This is a genomic window from Nocardia neocaledoniensis (assembly GCF_003182135.1).
GTDB lineage: Bacteria > Actinomycetota > Actinomycetes > Mycobacteriales > Mycobacteriaceae > Nocardia > Nocardia neocaledoniensis.
Window position 1 is genome coordinate 466333 of record NZ_QGTL01000004.1, and the last position, 19660, is coordinate 485992.

Annotated in this window: 17 protein-coding genes and 1 tRNA gene; 3 read left to right on the forward strand and 15 right to left on the reverse strand. The window is 70.1% G+C overall.

Annotated features, from left to right (window positions below; all coding sequences use genetic code 11):
• Nucleotides 1-21: 21 nt before the first annotated feature.
• From DFR69_RS14130 to DFR69_RS14150, 5 genes are all read right to left on the reverse strand, one after another.
• The gene (locus DFR69_RS14130) at nucleotides 22-1488 is read right to left on the reverse strand and encodes a peptidoglycan D,D-transpeptidase FtsI family protein (protein WP_110037967.1); all 1467 of its coding nucleotides are present in this window, start codon (nucleotides 1486-1488) and stop codon (nucleotides 22-24) included.
• A complete protein-coding gene (locus DFR69_RS14135) occupies nucleotides 1485-2957 on the reverse strand; it encodes an FtsW/RodA/SpoVE family cell cycle protein (RefSeq protein WP_110037968.1) in 1473 nt (490 codons plus the stop codon). Before DFR69_RS14135 ends, DFR69_RS14130 begins: the two co-directional genes overlap by 4 nt.
• Nucleotides 2957-4408 (reverse strand): protein phosphatase 2C domain-containing protein, encoded by a 1452-nt coding sequence (locus DFR69_RS14140; protein WP_110037969.1) that lies wholly within the window; start codon nucleotides 4406-4408, stop codon nucleotides 2957-2959. The genes DFR69_RS14135 and DFR69_RS14140 overlap by 1 nt, the downstream gene beginning before the upstream one ends.
• Nucleotides 4405-4872 carry an FHA domain-containing protein FhaB/FipA gene (locus DFR69_RS14145; protein WP_110037970.1) on the reverse strand — a complete coding sequence of 156 codons (468 nt, stop codon included), beginning with the start codon at nucleotides 4870-4872 and terminating at the stop codon, nucleotides 4405-4407. Before DFR69_RS14145 ends, DFR69_RS14140 begins: the two co-directional genes overlap by 4 nt.
• Nucleotides 4873-5040: 168 nt before the next feature.
• Nucleotides 5041-6435: a DUF3662 and FHA domain-containing protein gene (locus DFR69_RS14150; RefSeq protein ID WP_110037971.1), complete on the reverse strand. Its 1395-nt coding sequence runs from the start codon at nucleotides 6433-6435 to the stop codon at nucleotides 5041-5043.
• A 218-nt stretch (nucleotides 6436-6653) separates the two neighbouring features.
• Between DFR69_RS14150 and DFR69_RS14155 the strand changes: the two genes are divergently transcribed.
• A tRNA-Leu gene (locus DFR69_RS14155) sits at nucleotides 6654-6736 on the forward strand.
• A 37-nt stretch (nucleotides 6737-6773) separates the two neighbouring features.
• On the opposite strand, the gene DFR69_RS14160 is transcribed toward DFR69_RS14155, so the two are convergent.
• The 3 genes from DFR69_RS14160 to DFR69_RS14170 form a co-directional block, all read right to left on the reverse strand.
• Nucleotides 6774-7331: a TetR/AcrR family transcriptional regulator gene (locus DFR69_RS14160; protein ID WP_110037972.1), complete on the reverse strand. Its 558-nt coding sequence runs from the start codon at nucleotides 7329-7331 to the stop codon at nucleotides 6774-6776.
• A complete protein-coding gene (locus DFR69_RS14165; RefSeq protein WP_110037973.1) occupies nucleotides 7328-8176 on the reverse strand; it encodes an alpha/beta fold hydrolase in 849 nt (282 codons plus the stop codon). Before DFR69_RS14165 ends, DFR69_RS14160 begins: the two co-directional genes overlap by 4 nt.
• 68 nt (nucleotides 8177-8244) lie before the next feature.
• On the reverse strand, nucleotides 8245-8883 hold the full coding sequence (locus DFR69_RS14170) for a class I SAM-dependent methyltransferase (protein WP_110037974.1): 639 nt from the start codon (nucleotides 8881-8883) through the stop codon (nucleotides 8245-8247).
• A gap of 69 nt (nucleotides 8884-8952) precedes the next feature.
• Between DFR69_RS14170 and DFR69_RS14175 the strand changes: the two genes are divergently transcribed.
• Nucleotides 8953-10380 carry an NHL repeat-containing protein gene (locus DFR69_RS14175; RefSeq protein WP_373867038.1) on the forward strand — a complete coding sequence of 476 codons (1428 nt, stop codon included), beginning with the start codon at nucleotides 8953-8955 and terminating at the stop codon, nucleotides 10378-10380.
• 678 nt (nucleotides 10381-11058) lie between these two features.
• Here the strand turns inward: DFR69_RS14175 and DFR69_RS14180 are convergent.
• The gene (locus DFR69_RS14180) at nucleotides 11059-12093 is read right to left on the reverse strand and encodes a stage II sporulation protein M (protein WP_110037976.1); all 1035 of its coding nucleotides are present in this window, start codon (nucleotides 12091-12093) and stop codon (nucleotides 11059-11061) included.
• A gap of 18 nt (nucleotides 12094-12111) precedes the next feature.
• Between DFR69_RS14180 and DFR69_RS14185 the strand changes: the two genes are divergently transcribed.
• On the forward strand, nucleotides 12112-12858 hold the full coding sequence (locus DFR69_RS14185; protein ID WP_110037977.1) for an RDD family protein: 747 nt from the start codon (nucleotides 12112-12114) through the stop codon (nucleotides 12856-12858).
• A gap of 103 nt (nucleotides 12859-12961) precedes the next feature.
• Here DFR69_RS14185 and DFR69_RS14190 read toward each other — a convergent pair whose 3' ends face one another.
• The 6 genes from DFR69_RS14190 to DFR69_RS14215 form a co-directional block, all read right to left on the reverse strand.
• Nucleotides 12962-14257 carry a DUF58 domain-containing protein gene (locus DFR69_RS14190; protein ID WP_110037978.1) on the reverse strand — a complete coding sequence of 432 codons (1296 nt, stop codon included), beginning with the start codon at nucleotides 14255-14257 and terminating at the stop codon, nucleotides 12962-12964.
• Nucleotides 14258-14259: 2 nt separating this feature from the next.
• Nucleotides 14260-15246: an AAA family ATPase gene (locus tag DFR69_RS14195; RefSeq protein ID WP_110037979.1), complete on the reverse strand. Its 987-nt coding sequence runs from the start codon at nucleotides 15244-15246 to the stop codon at nucleotides 14260-14262.
• On the reverse strand, nucleotides 15243-16322 hold the full coding sequence (locus tag DFR69_RS14200; protein WP_244198242.1) for a DUF4129 domain-containing protein: 1080 nt from the start codon (nucleotides 16320-16322) through the stop codon (nucleotides 15243-15245). The genes DFR69_RS14195 and DFR69_RS14200 overlap by 4 nt, the downstream gene beginning before the upstream one ends.
• On the reverse strand, nucleotides 16319-17200 hold the full coding sequence (locus tag DFR69_RS14205) for a hypothetical protein (protein WP_110037980.1): 882 nt from the start codon (nucleotides 17198-17200) through the stop codon (nucleotides 16319-16321). The genes DFR69_RS14200 and DFR69_RS14205 overlap by 4 nt, the downstream gene beginning before the upstream one ends.
• 75 nt (nucleotides 17201-17275) lie before the next feature.
• Nucleotides 17276-18874, reverse strand: coding sequence for an adenylate/guanylate cyclase domain-containing protein (locus tag DFR69_RS14210; RefSeq protein WP_110037981.1), 1599 nt, complete (start codon nucleotides 18872-18874; stop codon nucleotides 17276-17278).
• Nucleotides 18875-19041: 167 nt separating this feature from the next.
• Nucleotides 19042-19587: a TetR/AcrR family transcriptional regulator gene (locus DFR69_RS14215; protein ID WP_110037982.1), complete on the reverse strand. Its 546-nt coding sequence runs from the start codon at nucleotides 19585-19587 to the stop codon at nucleotides 19042-19044.
• Between the last annotated feature and the right edge of the window lie 73 nt (nucleotides 19588-19660).

A 19660-nucleotide genomic window follows, 5' to 3' on the forward strand; every position in this document is an offset into this window, starting at 1 on the left:
TCACTCGCACACTCATTTCGTTCAGCCCCCTGCCAGGCCCGCGTCCAGCACCGACCTGGCGATCGGTGCCGCCACCGAGCCACCCGTGGCGGACAGACTCCGGTCGCCGCCGTTCTCGACGATCACCGCGATGGCGATCTTCGGGTTCTGCGCGGGCGCGAAGGCCATATACCAGGCGTGTGGCGGGGTGTTGCGGGGATTGCTGCCGTGTTCGGCCGTTCCGGTCTTGGACGCGATCTGGTACGGCGACCGGCCACCGCCCGCGGTATTGGCCTCCGAGGCGACCATCAGATTCGTCAGGGTCGACGCTACCTGGGGGCTCACCGCTTGTCCGACCGAGACGGCCTTGGTCTTGCTCAGCTCGGACAGATCGGGCGCCTGGGTCTGGTCGACCAGGTACGGCTGCATCCTGGTGCCGCCGTTGGCGATGGTCGCCGCGACCACCGCGATGTCGAGCGGGGTGACCGCGACATCACGCTGACCGATGCTGGACTGACCCAGCGCCGGGTTGTCCGGGATCGGGCCGACGGTCGACTCGGCGACCGGGATCGGCACCCCGCGGTGCGGGCCGATGCCGAAGGCCGCGGCCTCGTCCTTGAGCGCGCTCGCGCCGACCTTCATGCCGAGCTCGACGAACGCGGTGTTGCACGAGCGCCGGAACGCCTCGTACAGGCTCGCGGTCGGGCCGTCGCCGCAGGTGCTGCCGCCGTAGTTCTCCAGCGTGGTGCTGGTGCCGGGCAGCGTGATGTTGGGCGCGGCGGTGAACTGGTCGTCGGGACCGGCCACGCCGTTGGACAGCGCTGCCGCGGTGACGATGGTCTTGAACGTCGACCCGGGCGGGTAGGTCTGCGAGACGGCACGATTGAGCATCGGCTGAGACTGATCGGTGCTCAGCCGCTCCCACGCCGCTCGGCCGGCCGCGCCGTCGTGACCCGACAGCTCGTTGGGGTCGTAGCTCGGCGTCGACACCATCGTCAGGATCTTGCCGGTGCTCGGCTCGATCGCGACGACCGCGCCGGTGTAGCCCTTGGAGGTCATCTGGTCGTAGGCGACCTGCTGCATCACCGGGTTGAGCGTGGTGAGCACGTTGGCGCCGCGCGGGTCGCGACCGGAGAACATGTCGATCAGGCGGCGGCCGAACAGGCTGGAGTCGTTGCCCGACAGCAGCGGGTCCTCGGCCAGCTCGAGGCCGGTCTTGCCGTACTGCATCGAGTAGAACCCCGTGACCGGCGCGTAGGCGGGTGGGGTGCTCGGGTACTGGCGCAGGTACTTGTAGCGGTCGTCGGTGGCGACCGAGCTGGCGAGCACGGTGCCGCCCGCGGAGATCTGGCCGCGCTGGCGCGAGTACTCGTCGAGCAGCACGCGCGAGTTGCGCGGATCGCTGCGCAGGTCGTCGGCCTTGACCACCTGCAGATAGGTCGCGTTGACCAGCAGCGCGACCACCATCACCATCACCGCGACTGCGACGCGACGTAGCGGAGTGTTCATTCGCTCGCCCTGCCTTCCGACCTGCGGAACATCTCGGTCGGCGCCTCCGCGATCGGCGCCGGGCCGCGCTTGCGCGCCGGTGCGGGCGCGCGGGCGGCGTCGGAGATCTTGATCAACAGCCCGAGCAGCGCGTAGTTCGCCAGCAGTGAGGAACCGCCGTAGGAGATGAACGGCGTGGTCAGGCCGGTGAGCGGGATCAGCTTGGTGACGCCGCCGACGACGACGAAGATCTGGATCGCGATGGTGAACGAGAGCCCGGCCGCGAGCAGCTTGCCGAAGCTGTCGCGCACGGCCAGCGCGGTCCGCAGGCCACGCACGATGAAGATCAGGAACAGCATCAGCACGGCGGTGAGCCCGATCAGGCCCAGCTCCTCGCCGATGGTGGTGACGATGAAGTCGGTCTTGGCGAAGGGCACCTGGTTGGGCCGCCCGCTGCCGAGACCGGTACCCGCCAGCCCACCGGTCGCGAAGCCGAACAGCGACTGCGAGATCTGGTAGCCGGTGTTGTGGTAGTCGTCGAACGGGTGCAGCCAGGTGTCGACGCGCACCCGCACGTGCCCGAACAGCTGGTAGGCGAAGACGAAGCCGAGCGCGAGCAGGCTGCCGCCGATGATCAGCCAGCCCACCCGCTCGGTGGCGATGTAGATCATCACCAGCACCGTGCCGAAGATCAGCAGCGAGGTGCCGAGGTCCTTCTCCAGGACCAGCACGCCGATGCAGACGACCCACACGATGAGCACCGGGCCCATGTCGCGCGGGCGCGGGAACTCCATGCCGAGGAAGTGCTTGCCCGCCGCGGTGAACAGATCGCGCTTGGCCACGAGCACGCCCGCGAAGAACACGATCAGCAGGATCTTGGCGAATTCGCCCGGCTGCACACTGAATCCGGGCAGCTTGATCCAGATCTTGGCGCCGTTGACTTCGGAGAACCGGCTCGGCAACAGTGCCGGAATCGCCAGCGCGACCAGGCCGACCAGACCTAGGGTGTAGGTGTAGCGGGCGAGCGTGCGGTAGTCACGCAAGACGATGAGCAGGGTGATGAACACCACGATGCCCAGGCCGGTCCACATGATCTGCTGGTTGGCGTCGGGGGAGGGGATCGGGCTCGAGTCGTACGCCGCTTTCTGCGCGTCCGCGAGATCGAGGCGATGGATCAGCACCAGGCCCAAGCCGTTGAGCAGCGCGATGATCGGTAGCAGCAGCGGGTCGGCGAACGGCGCGAACCGTCGCACGGCCAGGTGCGCGATGCCGAACAGCGCGAGGAAGGCCAGTCCGTACTTGGCGATGTCCCAGGTGATCGACTGTTCCTGGCTCGCCTCGACGATGAACAACGACACCGTCGTGATCCCCGCCGCCCCCGCCAGCAGCAGCAACTCCTGGTTGCGGCGCGTCGACGGGGGTGGTGCTGGCGCGAATCCGCCAGGGGGGCTGGGGAAAGCCCCAGCCGACGGCGGTGCCGGTGCGGACATCAGTCCGTCACCCGGCAGTTCTCCCCTGAGATCTGCGGAGTTGTCGTGGGGGAGGGGGTGGTGGTCGGCGGAGCGGGCGTCGTGGTGGGGGTCGCCGGCTGATCAGGGCCGGGCGTCGGCGCGCCGCCGGGGACGACGGGCGGCTGCTCGGTCGGCAGGACGCCGGGCTGCGGCACCGCTTCCTTCTTCGGGCACGGCGGCAGCAGTTCCTTCTGCGCCAGCACCTTCATGCTGTCGCGCGCCTTGTCCAGCGAGTCCGGCGGCAGGCCCTTCTGGACCTGGTCGCGGCCGGTCTGCTTGAGATCGCTGACCATGAGCTTCTTGCAGCCGTTCGGCGCCGACTCGCCCGCCGAGACGAGGGTCAGCTCGCCTTTGCCGTTGACGCAGCCGGTGAGCTCCACGTCGTGGATCGAGTAGCCGAGGATCGAACCGGGCAGGCCGCGCATCACGACCACCTGATCGTTGTCGGCGCCCACGTAGTAGTTGCTGCGAATCATCTTGTAGCCGACCACGAGTCCGACGGCGACCGCGGCGATCAACGCCACCGACAGCAGCAGCCAGCGCAGCTTGTGCGACTTCGGCTCCGGCGGCGGTGGCGCGGCGGCGGCCCTGCGGGGCTGGGCGCGCGGTGGGCGCATGGCGGCGGCGCGACCGGCCGCGGTGTTCGGCGGCGGGGAGTCTTCCTCCTCCTCGGTGGAGGCGGCGCCTGCCACGATCGGATGACTCTGGCCGTAGTCGAGGTCGATCACGTCGGCGACGACGACCGTGACGTTGTCGGGCCCGCCGCTGCGCAGCGCCAGCTCGATGAGCCGGTCGGCGCACTCGTCGGTGTTGCCCTCGCGCATGGTGTTGCCGATGGTCTCGTCGCTGACCACGTCCGAAAGGCCGTCGGAGCACAGCAGATACCGGTCACCGGCGCGCGCCTCGCGCATGATCAGCGTCGGCTCGATCTCGTTACCGGTGAGGGCGCGCATGATCAGCGAGCGCTGCGGGTGGGTGTGCGCCTGCTCGGGGGTGATCCGGCCCTCGTCGACCAGCGACTGCACGAAGGTGTCGTCGCGGGTGATCTGGGCGAGCTCACCGTCGCGCAGCAGGTACGCGCGCGAATCGCCGATGTGCACCATGCCGAGCTTGCGGCCGGCGAACAGGATGGCGGTGAGCGTGGTGCCCATGCCGTCGAGTTCGGGCTCGGCCTCGACGTGGTCGGCGATGGCGGCGTTGCCGGAGCGGGTGGCGCGGTCGAGCTTGGTGAGGATGTCCTCGCCGGGCTCGTCGTCGTCGAGATGCGCCAGCGCGGCGATCATCAGTTGGGAGGCGACTTCGCCGGCGGCGTGGCCACCCATGCCGTCGGCGAGGGCCAGCAGGCGTGCGCCCGCGTAGACCGAATCCTCGTTGTTGCCTCGGACGAGGCCCCGGTCGCTTCGCGCGGTGTAGCGCAGAACAAGTGTCACGATCGCAGCTCGATCACAGTTTTGCCGACCCGGACCGGAGTACCGAGCGGAACACGGACAGCGGTGGTGACTTTCGCGCGGTCGAGATAAGTGCCGTTGGTGGAACCGAGGTCTTCCACGTACCAGTCGTCACCACGCTGAGAGAGTCGCGCGTGCCTGGTCGAGGCGTAGTCGTCGGTGAGTACCAGCGTCGAATCGTCGGCGCGGCCGATGAGGACCGGCTGTGTGCCGAGGGTGATTCGCGTGCCGGCGAGTGAACCATGAGTCACCACTAGATACTTGGCGCCCTTCTGGCCTCGGCTGAAGGAAGGCAGCACCGTGGAACCGCGGGCGGCCCTGGGCTGTATCCGGATGCCGGATGCCGCGTAGATATCGCTGCGCAAGGTCCGCAGGACGGCCCAGACGAACAACCAGAGCAGCAGCAGGAACCCCGCGCGGGTCAATTGCAGGATCAATCCCTGCACGGCGTTCCACCTCCTGTTCGCCCGGGTACGTCGGTACGGCGGGTGCGGAACGAACCACCCCCGCCAGCGTGCTGGCTTGCGGGCCCCGAGGTCGGGGCCGTGCGTGTGATGGCAGCATCATAGGGCCGACAGCGTCGACTCGTGACGTGCACCGCGCAGCTTACGGGATCAGACGATCCGGATCAGGATCTCGGAATGTCCGGCCCGGATGACGTCGCCGTCGGCGAGCTGCCAATCCTGCACGGGCGAGCCGTTGACCAGGGTTCCGTTGGTGGAACCGAGGTCGGACAGCATCGCGGTCTGGCCGTCCCAGCGCACCTCGATGTGGCGCCGCGACACACCGGTGTCCGGTAGCCGGAAGTGCGCGTCCTGGCCGCGGCCGATGATGTTGCTGCCCTCGCGGAGCTGGTACGTGCGACCGCTGCCGTCGTCGAGCTGCAGCGTGGCCGAGTAGCTCGACTGCGCGGGCGCGGCGTAGCCACCCTGCTGGCCGTAGCCCTGCTGCTGGGCGCCGTAGCCGCTCGGCTGGCCGTATCCGCCCTGGTCGGGCTGGTCGTAGCCCGGCTCGGCGTAGCCCTGCTGGCCGTAGCCACCGCCTTGCTGGCCGTAGCCCTGCTGGGGATCGGCGTAGCCGTTCTGGCCGTACCCGCCCTGCTGGTCGTACCCGGGTTCGGCGTAGCCCTGCTGGCCGTAGCCACCGCCTTGCTGGCCGTAGCCCTGCTGGTCGTACCCGCCCTGGCCGTACCCGCCCTGCTGGTCGTAGCCCGGCTCGGCGTAGCCCTGCTGGCCGTACCCGCCTTGCTGGCTGTAGGCCTGCTGGTCGTACCCGCCCTGGCCGTAGCCGCCCTGCTGGTCGTAACCGGGCTGCGCGCCGTAGCCACCCTGCTGGCCGTAGCCGCCCTGCTGGTCGTAACCGTTCTGGTAATCGCCACCCTGCTGGCCGTACGCGGCGTCACCGTAGCCGGGCTGGGCGCCGTAGCCGCCCTGCTGGCCGTACTCGTCGGGGTAGGCCCCGCCCGGAGCGGCACCGCGCGCGGGCGGCGGAGCGTACCCGCGGTTGCGTGGATCGGACTCCGCGGGCTCTCGGCTTGGCTCGTAGCCTGAGTTGTGCGTCATGGGGCCAGCTCCTGGTTGCGGGTGTGCGGGTCGTTGTGGCGGTTCGGGGCGAGGTGGGGCGGTCCCGCGACCGGCGTCGGGGTCGACGCGGCCGCTCGCTCTGAACATTCCGGTGTGCAGCGTAGGTGATGCCTCGAACGCCACGTGTACTTCGCCGTAGGTCTGCCAGCCCTGCTCGCGGATGTAATCCTGCAGATGTTTGGCGAACGCCTTGGTCGTGAGGTCGTGATCGGCATCCAGCTTTCCGTGATCGGATTCGTTGATCGTGATCACGTAACTGTTGGGCGCGAGCTTGTGCCCACTGACCAGATCCTGCACCTGATCAGCGGCTTCGCGTTGCAGCGCCGCCTCGACCTCCTGGGGGACGACACTGCCGCCGAACACCCGCGCGAACACGTCACCGACGGCGCCCTGCAGACGACGTTCGAATCTCGACACGATGCCCATCACAGCCCTCCCTTCGGTGCGCGTGCCCAGCCGGTGGACACGCTGGTTACGGCGTGTCCGGACCCGACCACGTTCCTTGCATGATATCCACGATCCTCCAACCCTGTAACTCCCGGCGAACCGCCCCGGTTCCCGAGCCGAATCCCCGAGCATCGCCGCAGGTCAGCGACTCGATTTTATTTTCGGCCGCGGGGCATGTTAGATTTTTCGAGTCGCTCGGGCGAGTGGCGGAATGGCAGACGCGCTGGCTTCAGGTGCCAGTGTCCGTAAGGACGTGGGGGTTCAAGTCCCCCTTCGCCCACAAAGACTAGAGGCTCGATCCACTTCGGATCGAGCCTCTAGTCGTTTTCCGGGCCCGTGTCGCGGCGGACCAGGCGGAGCAGCGCGTCGCGAAGATCCGCGCGGGGGCGGGGACCGTCGAGTTCCTGCAGCGCGGTTTCGGCGATGGCGGCGACCAGTAGCACCGCGATCGGTTCCGGCTCTCGCCAGCCCATCGCGACGAGGTCGGCGGTCAGCAACGCGGCGGCGTCGGCATTGCGCGCCGCCACCTCACCACCGAGGCCCGCGTCGGTGCGCGCCTGGACCAGTAAGGCCTTGGTGGCCGGATCGGCCAGGCAGCCGTCCAGATACGCGGTGATGCCCGCGGCGAGCCGGGCCGCGCCGGGGGCGTGGTCGGCGATGGCGCCGCGCACCCGTTCGTCGAGCTGGTCGTGGAAGGCGCGGTGCAACGCGACGAAGTACGCCTCGCGGCTCGGCCAGTGCTGATAGAAGCTGCCCTTCGCCATCTTCGCGGCCGCGGCGATCGCGTTCACCGACAGTTTGGCGAGGTCTTCGGTGGAGAGCAGGGAACGGCCCGCCTCCAGCAGGGCTCGCCGTCCTGGCTCGGCGGATCTCATGGACGCATTTCAGCACAGGTGGAAAGGAACTCACGCACTGTGGCGAGGAACAGCTCCGGCGCCTCCGCGAACGGTTCGTGCCGGGTGGGCAGGACTGTTACCTCGGCCTGCGGCAGCGCGCGGGCGACGGCCCTGCGGTTGACGAACCACGGATTCGTTGGATCCAGGCGTCCCCACACCACACGGACCGGCACGCCGGGAAGCAACCGGCCCTCGGCGGCCAGATCGAATCGGGGGCTGTCGAAACTGCGCCACAGGCTGCGATAGACGCCCAAGCGGGCGGGCCGGCCGGGTACCGCCCGCGCCCGGTCGTAGATCGCGCGGACCCCGCCACGGTCGAGCGGACCCAGATACAGCCGCGCGTGCGGCCCGACGAATCGCGCGGCGACCATCGGACTCGCGACGGCCCGGAAGAGCGCCCTGGTCACGAGGTTTCGCGGCGCGAAACCAGCGGACTGGACGAGCACCAACCCGTGCACCAGGTCCGGCGCCCGCTGGGCCAGCCGTACGGCGGCGTACCCGCCCGCGCTGTTGCCGATGACGGTGAGCGCGCCGAACCCGTGGCGCGCCAGTGCCTCGGCTACGAGCACCACGACCTCGGCCAGCGCGTCGATGGTGACCGACTCGGGATCGACGACCGTGGACGCGCCGTAACCGGGCCAGTCGACCGCGGCCACGGCCCAGTCGGACGCGAACGTGGGCAGGATCTCGTCGAAATCGCGGTGGCTTCCCGGATTGGCGTGCAGCAGCAGGAGCCCCGGCGCCGAGGTCGGGGATTGGCCGCGCAGGTGGACCGCGACCTCGCCGTAGGGCGTGGGGACGGTGAGGACTTCGGGCAGCTCCATGTACCGATGGTACGTATGACCGACCGGTCGGTCAATGCCGACTGGTGTGTCGACCGCCAGCGCTCGGGTCAGGATTTGCGAGCGATCAGCAGGTGGTGGGGGATCGGTGGGTTCGGTAGCGAGCGCTGGGTGACGGTCAGCCCGGCCGCGGTGAGCGCGGCGACGACCTCGTCGACCGGGCGCAGCGTGAATCCATAAGGGGTGAACGGCATCTTGGCCATCGCCTCGGGGTCGCCGATGCCGACGACCACGGCGCCGCCCGGCTTCAGCACGCGGGCGAGTTCGGCGCAGGCGGCGGGCAGATCGTCGAGGAAGTAGATGGTGTTGACGGTGATCGCGGCATCGAGGGCGGCGTCCTCGAACGGCAGGGCCGTCAGCGAGCCGTCGTCGAGGACGAGCCGGCCCGAGGCCAGTTCGTGGGCGAACACCGACCGGGCGCGCGAGCGCATGTCGGGCGAGGGTTCCACGCCGTGCACCACACCGCCGGGGGCGATCCGGTCGAGCAGCAGCGTCAGTCCGACGCCGCCGCCGAAGCCGATGTCGGCCACCGTCGTCCCGTCACCCGGCTCCGCAGCCTCGACCGCCGCCGCGATGGCGCGCCGGTTCCCGCGATTGAGCACGAACGCCACGCCCCTGCCGAGCACACCGTGCGGATTGCCGAGCTGGTCGGCGATGGTCGTGAGCAGGCGATCCTTGACCCCGGACATGCGCTCATCGTAGGCGTTTCGCGGTCGGCTGAGCCGAATACTTCCACTCGGGCGCCGATCGGGTGTTCGATACTGAACGTGTTCTCGACCCGTCGCTTCGCCGCCCCGCTCCTCGCCCTCGTCCTCGCGGCGGTCTGCGCGGGGCAGGCGGAAGCGACACCGGCGGTCACCGGCCCGCTGCCCGCCAATCCCCATCTCGGACCGCTCGGCACCGCGACCATGCACGGCGACGCGGGATCCTCCGACGTCACCCCGCTCGCCGGGCCCCGGCCGGACGCGCCCGTCACCGTGTATCCGCTCGGCGCCGCCTGCCCGACGTTGCTCGAGGGCGCCGACGGGCTGGTCGTCGGGTTGTGCACAGCCATCGCCGGGCAGACGCCCACCGTCTACCTGCTCGATCCAGCCGCACCAGGGCCGCTCACGGGCGCACTGGCCGCGCTGCCGCTGGCCAAGGGCAGTCTGCTCGGCGGTGTGTACGCCTACCTCGACAACGCCGACCGGCTGGTGGTCGTCGACGGGGAGCGCAAGCTGTTGCGCGTCGGCCATCAGCGCGACGACGCTGGCCGATGGCGGCTGACGGCCGTCGAACAGGGCGACCTGGCCGGCGCGATTCCCCAGGGCGACAACGTGACCGGGCTCGTTCCCGACTGGGCGGGCAATGTGTGGTTCGCGACGGGCCACGGCGTGATCGGACTCGTCGACCCGGCGGGCGCCGTCGCCACGACGACACTGCCCGCGGACGAACAGGTCGCCAACAGCATCTCCGCCGCCCCGAACGGCGGTGTGGCGGTGGCCAGTACGCACGCTCTCTACGAGCTGCGCGCGAAAGACGCTCGGCCCGAATTGCTCTGGCGCGCTCCGTACGACCGTGGCTCGGCGCGCAAGCCCGGCCAGCTCAGCTGGGGCACCGGATCGACCCCGACGTACTTCGGCCCGGACATCGGCGACGAGTTCCTCACCATCGTCGACAACGCCGACGACCGGGTGCGGCTGCTCGTGCTGCGCTCGGGGACCGGCGAGCAGGTCTGCTCGCTGCCGGTGCTCACCGAGCGGGGCGCGGGCAGCGAGAACTCGCCGATCGCGGTCGGCCGGTCGATCTTCGTCGCGAGCACGTACGGCTATCCCTATCCCGCCGTGCCCGAGGGCGCCGGTCCGGCGGTGCCCGCGAGCGCGCCCTTCCACGGCGGGCTGACCCGGGTCGATCTCACCGCCGACGGCTGCGCGCCGGTATGGGACAGCGGGGTGCGCAGCGCCGCGGTGCCGCGCCTCTCGCTGGCCGACGGCGGCATCCACACCCTGCGCCGCGTCGGCCCCGACGCGACCACACCGCTGGACGGTTTCGACTACGTCGTCATCGATCCGGCGACCGGGGCGATCCGCAGCGCGCGACCGCTGCCGGGCACCGTCGCGGAGGACCCGCTGCAGATGGCGGCGCTGATCACGCGCGGCGGCGCCCTCCTGCAGGGGACCGTCACCGGGGTCGTCAGAATCGGCTGATACCCGCTGGTGAGGCGAAGATCACACCATCCGGATTCGCGGCGGATCCGGGCGTTTTGGATGTCCGTTTCGTACGGTTCGGCGCTCCACAGGCAACAGGTCGTTTGACCAAATCAAGCCCTGGTGACAGACGCTTCGCATGGATTGCTAGGCGTTGATCTTGTTTGCAGCCCTGTAAACAAACTTGAGGTCTCTTTTAAAGCGGATCGAGTCCGGCAAACCGAAATTCCATTGCCGAATCACCAGGTGATGGGCTATGCGGAAGAACCGACTCGTTCACGAGCAACCGTGTGGAACATTCGCGTACGAGACATCGAGAGACCGAGTGACACGTTTTCGAAGGTTTGCCGGAGGTGAATTCTCGGTGCGCGGCGTTCCGGTTTGCTGGTGGCGCCGGAAGTTAGCTGCGGCGCTCGGAACCGGGGTGCCCGACGGGGTTCGCGGGTTCGCAAACGGTACGCCCGACCTGCGCGTTGGGGGTTGCATGGGCATAACGATTGTGTACAGTTAACGGCAACGCTGGCCGCAGCTCGAGCCCGACTCGCTGCGGCCAGCGGAACTCAAATGGGGGAGTTCGACACCTTCTCGTAACCTCGCGTAGCTGCCGATTGTCCGGCGGCGTTCCAGCCGGGTGTGCTCAGAGTTGCCTGCCTCACAAATGCACGTGCATTTGCGAGATCACGCCCGGTCAAGCGGTTTTGCGGAGGTTGCCAGCCAGCGTTCGGTGGGGTCGGGCAGGGCCGTCGGCGCGGCCGCCGCGGCATCCTGCTCGTCGGCGACGCGGCGGCCGAGCCCGAAGACGTAGAACAGGAACGCCGCTTCCGCGGCGAACCCGAAGGCGATCCGCACGGGCGCGGGCAGTGGACTCGGCGTGACGAACCCCTCCAGCAGGCCGCACACCAGCAGCACCACCACCAGGCCGAGCGCGACGGTCGCGGTGACCCTGCCCTGCCTGGCCACCGCCGCGGCCCGGCTGTGCCGACCGGGGTCGACCAGCGTCCAGCCCAGCTTCAGACCCACCCCGCCCGCGACGAACAACGCCGTCAGCTCCAGGGTGCCGTGCGGGAGGATGAAGCCGAAGAACGAATCCAGCCGGCCGGCGTCCGCCATCAATCCACCGGTTATCCCCAGATTCAGCGCGTTCATGAACAGGGCATACACAGCGGGCAGGATCAGCACGCCGGTGAACAACGCGATGGCGGCGACCCAGGAATTGTGTGTCCACACCTGGGCGGCGAAGGCGTCGTTGGGGTGTTCTGAGTAGTACGACTCGAACGAACCCCCAGGTCCGGTGATGATCGAGGTGTCGCCCTCGGGAATCCCCAGTGCCTCGCGGGCCGCCGCGGAGTTGTCCACAAGGGCGGCGAGCCCGGCGGCGACGGTGAGGAACACCGCGGTCACGCCCACCCACCACGGCCACGCGCGATACACAGCCGCGGGAAAGTGCCTGGTGAAGAATCGGCCGACCTCGCGCCACGGCTGCGAGCGCGCCGCGAGCACCCGGCCACGCGCCCTGGCGAGCAGCGCGCTCAGCGCGGCGACCACCTCCGGATCGGGATGGTGGTCCTGCAGCTTGGCCAGCTGCTGGGACGCCGCACGGTACCGGCGGACCAGCTCGTCGGCCTCGGCGCCGGAGAGCGCGCGCTGACGGACCAGCTGATCCAACCGATGCCACGACCGTTGATGCGCCCAGCTGTAGGCATCGGTGTCCATATCGGGAATGCTAGCCACATGGCCGAATTCACCACCGGCGAAGCGGTGGCGCTGGAACTACCGATCGCGCGCATCCCCAGTCGCGCGGGCGCCTTCCTGCTCGATCTGCTCATCCAGCTCGGGCTGGCGGCGAGCCTGGTCTACGGCGCGATGCTGCTGCTGCTCGCCGCCGACGCCGACGAGGCGTGGTGGAACGTGACCGCCGTGGTGACCCTGGTGACCGTGCTGGTGGTGTACCCGGTGTGCAGCGAGACGGTCTCGCGCGGCCGCTCGGTGGGCAAGCTGGCCTTCGGGCTGCGGGTGGTGCGCGCCGACGCGGGACCGATCGACTTCCGTCACGCCCTCACCCGCGGGCTGGCGGGGGCCATTGTGGATTTCTGGATGCTCGGGGCGTTCGGCGCGGTCGCGGTGGTCAGCTCGCTGTGTTCGCGCGATGCCAGACGGGTGGGTGACGTGCTCGCGGGCACGGTGGTCGTCCACACCCGGCAGACGCTGCCGAGGCCGGCGCTCGCCGTCGCGCCGCCGTGGCTGGCCGGGTGGGCCGCCCAGCTCGAGCTGAGCGGGCTCTCCGACGAGCTGGCCGGCGCGGTGCGGCAGTACCTGACCAGGATGCGCACCCTCACCCCCGCGGCGCAGCACCACCTGGGGACGCAGCTGGTCGACGCCGTCTGCCGGGCGGCGCGCACTCCGGCGCCGCAGGGCTATCCGCCCTATCACGTGCTCGGCGCGGTTCTCGCTCGGCGCCAGCAGGTTTCACGCGTCTAGGTGTGGATGACGCTGACCTGTGGATGAATTCGCCTGTGCACAAGCTGTTGGTCGACCCGTGGATGAACTGTGAACGGCGGTGGACAACTTCAGTTGTCCCCAGTCACAGCGAACCTGATTGCTTCAGTTCCAGGTACTCGTCGGCCAGCGCCTCGGGCAGCTGATCGGGAGCCGCCGCGACCACCGCCACTCCGCGCCGACGCAGTGATTCCTGCGTGAGAGCCCGCTCGGCCAGCACGGTTTCGGCCGCGGCGGCCAGGTAGACGGCGTCGGCCGTCGACCGGTCCCGCGCCGCCGCGGCGATATCGGGATCGGTGACCGACACGATCAGCACCCGGTGCCGCTTCGTCAGCGTCGGCAGCGCGGGGAGCAGATGCTCGGTGACCGTCGGTCCGTCGAGGCTGGTGAACCAGACGATCAGCGCGCGCCTGCGCACCCGCGAGATCACCGTGCGGACGAGCCCGGTCGTGTCGGTATCCACAAGCTGCGGAGTCACCCCGGCCAGGCTGTGCATAAGTCTGAGCGGCAACTGATTTCCGCTCACCCCGCTCACCTCGGCGCGCACCCGCTTGTCGTAGGCCAGCAGGTCGACGGTGTCGCCCGCGGCCGCGGCGAGACTGCCGAGCAGCAGGGCGGCCTCGACCGAGGAGTCCAGCCGGGTGCCCTCGCCGACCCGGCCCGCGCTCGCCCGCCCCGTGTCGAGGACCATCAGCACGTGCCGGTTGCGCTCCGGCCGCCAGGTGCGCACCAGGACGTCGGCGGCACGCGCGGTGGCCCGCCAGTCGATGCTGCGGACATCGTCGCCGGCCACATACTCGCGGAACGAATCGAACTCGGTGCCCTGCCCCTTGGTGTTGGCGACATTGCGGCCTTCGAGGTGGTGCAGCCGCTTCACCTTCGAGCGCAGCAGCCGCTCACTGCGGAACGGTGGCAGCGCGCGGACCCGCGCGGGCACCTCCACACGGCTCTGTCGCCCGGCCAACCCGAGCGGGCCGAGCAGTCGCAGCGTCACCGGTCCGGCGACGCGATCGCCGCGGTAGGTGGGAACCAACCTGGTGCGCAGCCGGATTCGCGTGTGCGGGGCCAGCGCGAGATCGTGCGCCCTGAACGTGGCGCGAGCGCTGTCGGGCCAGGAATCCCACAGCACACCGCGCACCGTCGCGGCGCCGGTGTTGGTCACCACGAGTTCGACCTCGGTGGTGCGGCCGAGCCGCACGATGGTCAGCGGATCGCGGGTGAGGGTGAGCGAGTCGGCGCGCGCGGTGAGCGCCACGTCGAACACACCGAGCGCGAGCAGCAGCGCGGTCGCGCCGAGCACCCCGAGCCACGACGGCACCGCGAACATCACCGCCGCCGCCAGCACCGTGGCGACCAGCGCGAACCGGCCTGTGACGACCACCGCTACACCGGAACCGGCACCGAGACCAGCAACGACGAGAGCACGCCCTCGGCGCTCACCCCGTCGAGCTCGGCTTCGGGCCGCAACTGCAACCGGTGCCGCAGCACCGCCACGGCGACCGACTTCACGTCGTCGGGGGTGACGTACCCGCGCCCGTTCAGCCAGGCGAAGGCGCGCGCCGCGGCCAGCAGAGCGGTCGCGCCACGGGTGGACGCGCCGTGCGCGACGGCGGGGGAACTGCGCGTGGCGCGGCACAGGTCGACGATGTAGGCCAGCACCTCCGGGCTCACCGTCACCTGCGCGACCGCGGCGCGGGCCGCGGCGATGTGCTCCGGCCCGGCCACCGGACGCAGACCGGCGGCGCCGAGATCGCGCGGATCGAAGCCGCCCGCGTGGCGCTGCAGGATGCGGAACTCGTCGTCGCGGTCGGGCAGCCGGATGTCGACCTTGAACAGGAACCGGTCGAGCTGGGCCTCCGGCAGCGGGTAGGTGCCCTCCTGCTCGATCGGGTTCTGGGTGGCGACCACCACGAACGGGTCGGGCAGCGGGCGCGGCCTGCCGTCCACCGAGACCTGGCGCTCCTCCATCGACTCCAGCAGCGAGGACTGGGTCTTCGGCGGGGTGCGGTTGATCTCGTCGGCCAGCAGCAGGTTGGTGAACACCGGGCCCTGGCGGAAGGTGAACTCGGCCGAATGCGGGTCGTAGACCTGCGAACCGGTGACATCGCCCGGCATCAGGTCGGGGGTGAACTGCACCCGCGCGTGGTCGAGCGCCAGCGAGGTGGCCAGCGCGCGCACCAGCAGTGTCTTCGCCACGCCGGGAACGCCTTCGAGCAGCACATGGCCGCGGCACAGCAACGCGAGCACGAGATACAGCACGGCCTGGTCGTTGCCGACCACCGCCTTGCCGATCTCGGTGCGCAGCGCGGCCAGCGCCGCCCCGGCCTCCGCCGCGCTCGGCGTCTTCTGCAGAACAGTGTTGTCGGTCATCCCAGCTCCGTCTCGATCCATTCGAGGTGTGCGGCAACGTCATAGAGGGTGTTCTCGTCCTCGACCGGGCCGAACAGGATCGTGCCGATCCGTTGCGGTGGTAAGCCGAGGCGGGTGGCGGCCGTGGTGACGAGCTGGTCGTCGGTCAGGTCGCGGAGGCCGAGCCGGGGGCGGATGCGGCGCAGGGTGGCGGTACGCAGCGCCCGCGCCACGTGGGCGACGTCGCCGGAGCGGCGGTACAGCCCGGCCTGCCCGGCGAGCAGCTCGTTGGCGGCCACCTCGACCGGTCGCGGTTCGCCGACGAGCGCGCCGCGCCTGCGGGCCCGCCACCAGACGAGGACGGCGAAGGCGATGAGGAACTGCAGTCCACCGAAGGCCAGCCACGCGGGCTGGCTGGAGAAGATCGAATCCTTGCCGGGGCCGAAATCCGGGTCGTAGTCGGGGTCGTCCGGTACGTCGGGCGGAGTGGGGGCGTCCGGCACCTCCGGCGCGTTGGGCGCGCCGCAGGACTGCAGGGTGGCGTAGAGCAGTAGCGCCAGCGCCAGCCCGGCGGCGAGCGCGGCCCAGAACCGCGGGTTGCGGAGCAGGTCGGGCAGCGGTGGAAGTTGTCTGCGCCGCTTGGGTTCCCGCTCGACGACCTCGAGCTCCAGCGGCTCGTCGACCGGTGGCGGCGCCGATTGCGAGTAGCGGTCGGCGTATTCGAGTCTGCGGTACTCGTCCTCGGTGGCGGTGCGGCCGCCGTAGACCACCTCGTCGAAACTGCGCGCCGCCGGGTGCAATTCGGTCGACTGCTCGAGGGGGAGCGCGGTGGTGGCGTCGTCGGCGGTCTCCTGCGCGGTGCGCGAGCGCCGGACCGGCAGTGCGCCGCCCTGTTCGAGGGCACGCAGCACCGCGCGGAACCGTTCTCGCAGCGCGCTGTCGTAATCGCGGTGCCGCGCTGCGTGTTCGGCGGCCGCGCGATGCTCGGCGGCGGCGCCGAGTCGCGGTGGCGGTGGCGCGCCGAGCGGTAGCGGGGTGTGCCGCGGCTCGGCGTCGCGGGGTCCGATGCCGGGGCCGGGCAAGCTGTCGTCGGTCACCGGTGTCCGCCCGGGATGTGGATGTCGAGGCCCTCGCGGGCGCAGCGCCGGTCGATGTAGGTGACGGCACGGCTGCTCGCCTCGACGATCTCGCTGACCGTCACCACGAGCAGCAGCCCGCCGACGACCAGGGTGATGAAGGCCCAGCGGTGCGTACCGGAGAAGTCGGACAGGAAGAACGGGATGCCGAAGGCGGGCACCGCGAGGACCGCGAAGATCACCCGCTGGGTGAGCCACAGGCCGGCGACCGTCCAGTCGGCGCCCTGCACGAGTTCCTTCGAACGAGCCACGGCGACACCGTAACCGGCGTGCTCACCGAGGATGGCGGGCTCGATCACGAACCGCCGGGCGCGCACGTAGGAGAGCCAGAGCAGCGCCAGGGGATAGGTGATGATCAGCAAGCTGCCCACCACCAGCACGCCGATGCCGAGCAGCGAGAACATCACCTGCGCGAGGACCAGCGGTCCGGCCCGTCGGCCCGCGGCCCGCAGTCCGGCGACCGCGCCGTAGCGCACCCCGCCGAAATCGGCGAGCGCGATGGCGACGGTCGCGCCGCGCAGCACCAGCCGCAGCAACCAGAGGAACACCCCGGTCGCGAGCACCACCGCCCACGCCGTGCCGTCGTCGGAGCCGTCGGTGAGATGCGAGACCAGCCCGGTCACGCCGAGCACCCCGAGCACCGCCAGCACCAGCGCGCCGCCGCCGAGCGCGGCGAAAGCCGTGATATGGGCCTGGATCAGGGCGAACGGCTCGTCGAGCAGTTCGCGGAAACGCTTGGGCCGGATCGGTACCGTCGGCGGAGAGGACGGCACCGGCGCAGGCGCTCGTGCCGGATCGTTTCCCGCCCCGACGGCGCCGACCGCTTCGACGGGACGCACGTGGGTGAGTGTAGTTGGCGGGCTCGGCGGCGTGGATCGTCGCGGTGCCACGGGCCGGATCATGCGGCGGTGCTGTCAGTGCGCGTCGGAGGCCTCGGACAGGGTGGGGTCGGTGTCCGAGTCGGACGGCACGGGAAGTGCCAGGTGGGTCGGGACGAGTCTGCCGCGCAGGGTGACCGTGTCGGCGAGCTTCCAGTGCGCGGTCTCGGCGTCGGCGGCGGCGGTGAGGGTGGTTGCGGAGCTGAGCAGGCGCTCGTCGTAGGACTTCGAGAGCTCGCACAGGCGCGCGGCCTCGTTGACGGCGTCACCGATGACAGTGAACTCGTAGCGGTTGTGCGTGCCGACATTGCCCGCGACCACACGTCCGGCGGCGACGCCGATGCCCGCGTCGAGGTCGGAGGCGTCGCGCAGCCTGCGCTGGATGGCCCGCGCGCAGGACAGCGCCGAACCCGCCGCGTCGGGCAGGGGTGCCGGCGTGCCGAAGACGGCCAGCGCGGCGTCGCCCTCGAACTTGTTGAGCAGGCCGCCGTGGCGCTCCACCTCGTCGACGACGATGTCGAAGAACCGGTTGAGGATGCCGACGATCTCGGGCGCGGGCAGCGTCGCGGCCATCGTGGTGGAGCCGATGATGTCGATGAACAGGGCCGCCGCCTCGGTCTCGGTGCCGCCGAGCACCGGCTTGGAGGCGATCGCCGCCATCGCCACATCGTGGCCGACGTGCTTGCCGAACAGGTCCTCGATCATGGCGCGCTCGCGCAGGCCGTGCACCATCGTGTTGAACCCGCTCTGCAGTTCGCCGAGTTCGGTGCCGTCGTAGAGCGGGATCTCGGCGGTGAGGTCGCCGTTCTCCACCCGGCGCAGCGCCTGGCGCACGCCCTTGATCGGCGCGACCGTGGCAGCGACGACCTGGGCCATCAGCACCATGCCGAACAGCAGCGCCGACCCGCCGAGGCTGAGCATGCACACCGCCAGCCTGGCCTTGCTCACCGCGGGATCGGCCAGCGCCCACACCGCGACCGTCATCGACAGCGCCACCGGGACGCCGACCCCGACCAGCCACGACAGCATGGTGCGCCCGAAGACGCCGATGCCGCGCCTGCGCTGCGGGTCGGCGCGCAGCACGCGCGCCGTCACCGGCCGCAGCGCGAATTCCACGATCAGATAACTGTTGGCGCACACCACGATCGCGGCGGCGCCGATGGCGAGCATGATCTTGGGAATCAGGGCGGCCTGCGCCACGCCGTAGACGATGGTGAGCACGACCAGCGCCACCGTCCACAGCATGGCCTGCTGCAGCACCATCCAGCGCGGCGCCGACGCGGTGACCCGCTGTTCGGCCGCGTTCGGCACATGGTCCGGATCGGTGGCCCACCGCATGGTGCGCAGCCCGGCGACCGTTCCCCAGATCGTGCCGACGGCCAGCGCGGCCATCGCGCACAGGGGCGTGAAGACAGCGTTGATCAGCAACAGATCGCGGGTGAACACGGTCGGACCCGGCAGCACGAAACCGGCGAGCACCACGGTCATCGCGATGCCGATCAGGTTGGCGATGAGCAGGGGCAGGGTGAGCAGCAGCTGCACCCGGACGCGCCGGATGGCCGATTTCTCTTCGACCGGTCCGAGGAGCGGCGAGCCCCACGGCGCCGTGCTCGTCGCTGCGTCGCGGTGAATCACTTACGCACTGTAAACCGGAATCGGGGCGATCTGCCGGATTATCGCGTAGGTCACATCACCGTAGAGGCCACTATCCAGGCAGGTAGTCCGCCATTTTGTGAGCGGTGCCAAGGTCTCGGCTGCGGGTGTGTCGGCGAATTCATTTCGGTGCACACCTGTCCACTGAACTAGTGATCGAGTAGGCGGGCGACGACCTGACGGTAGCGCTCGGGGTCGATCGGCGGCAGGCCGAGCAGGGCTCGCAGGTAGACACCGTCGCCGACCAGGCGGATGGTGTCGGCGCGCACGGGGTCGTCGATCTCGGCATCGAGGTCGTCGGACCAGGACGACAGCACCTCGTCGAGGGCCTGCTGGATCTCGTCGGGCGCGGCGGTGTTCGACGCCTCCACGCTGCGCATCGTCGCCAGCAGTGAGCGGTACAGCGCGAGTTCGACGGCCTCGGCCTGCTCGCTGATGTCCGGGGTCTGCAGATACCACTCGGCGGTCGGGGTCCCCGCTGCCTTCGCGTCCTCGCGCTGGGTGCGCGCCCGCTCGCCGAGGCGGCGTACCAGGCCGGCGAGCAGGGCGTCCTTGCTCTTGAAGTGATAGAGCAGCCCACCCTTGGACACCTGGGCGGTGGCCGCGACGGCCTCGAGGGTCACCTGCGCGGCGCCGCGTTCGAGCAGCAGGGTCTCGAGTGCGTCGAGGATGCGATCGCGGGTGTCGGAAGCCACGGAATGACTGTACCGTCTGGACGGTATATCTGCTACTGTACCGTCTGGACGGTTTACCAACGAAAGACGACGG

What these genes read in the sequence shown, in the direction of transcription:
- DFR69_RS14130 (WP_110037967.1), bottom strand. Translation starts at nt 1,488, where the DNA reads ATGAACACTCCGCTACGTCGCGTCGCAGTCGCGGTGATGGTGATGGTG.
- DFR69_RS14135 (WP_110037968.1), bottom strand. Translation starts at nt 2,957, where the DNA reads ATGTCCGCACCGGCACCGCCGTCGGCTGGGGCTTTCCCCAGCCCCCCT.
- DFR69_RS14185 (WP_110037977.1), top strand. Translation starts at nt 12,112, where the DNA reads ATGGCCGAATTCACCACCGGCGAAGCGGTGGCGCTGGAACTACCGATC.
- DFR69_RS14170 (WP_110037974.1), bottom strand. Translation starts at nt 8,883, where the DNA reads ATGTCCGGGGTCAAGGATCGCCTGCTCACGACCATCGCCGACCAGCTC.
- DFR69_RS14160 (WP_110037972.1), bottom strand. Translation starts at nt 7,331, where the DNA reads ATGAGATCCGCCGAGCCAGGACGGCGAGCCCTGCTGGAGGCGGGCCGT.
- DFR69_RS14165 (WP_110037973.1), bottom strand. Translation starts at nt 8,176, where the DNA reads ATGGAGCTGCCCGAAGTCCTCACCGTCCCCACGCCCTACGGCGAGGTC.
- DFR69_RS14150 (WP_110037971.1), bottom strand. Translation starts at nt 6,435, where the DNA reads ATGGGCATCGTGTCGAGATTCGAACGTCGTCTGCAGGGCGCCGTCGGT.
- DFR69_RS14180 (WP_110037976.1), bottom strand. Translation starts at nt 12,093, where the DNA reads ATGGACACCGATGCCTACAGCTGGGCGCATCAACGGTCGTGGCATCGG.
- DFR69_RS14195 (WP_110037979.1), bottom strand. Translation starts at nt 15,246, where the DNA reads ATGACCGACAACACTGTTCTGCAGAAGACGCCGAGCGCGGCGGAGGCC.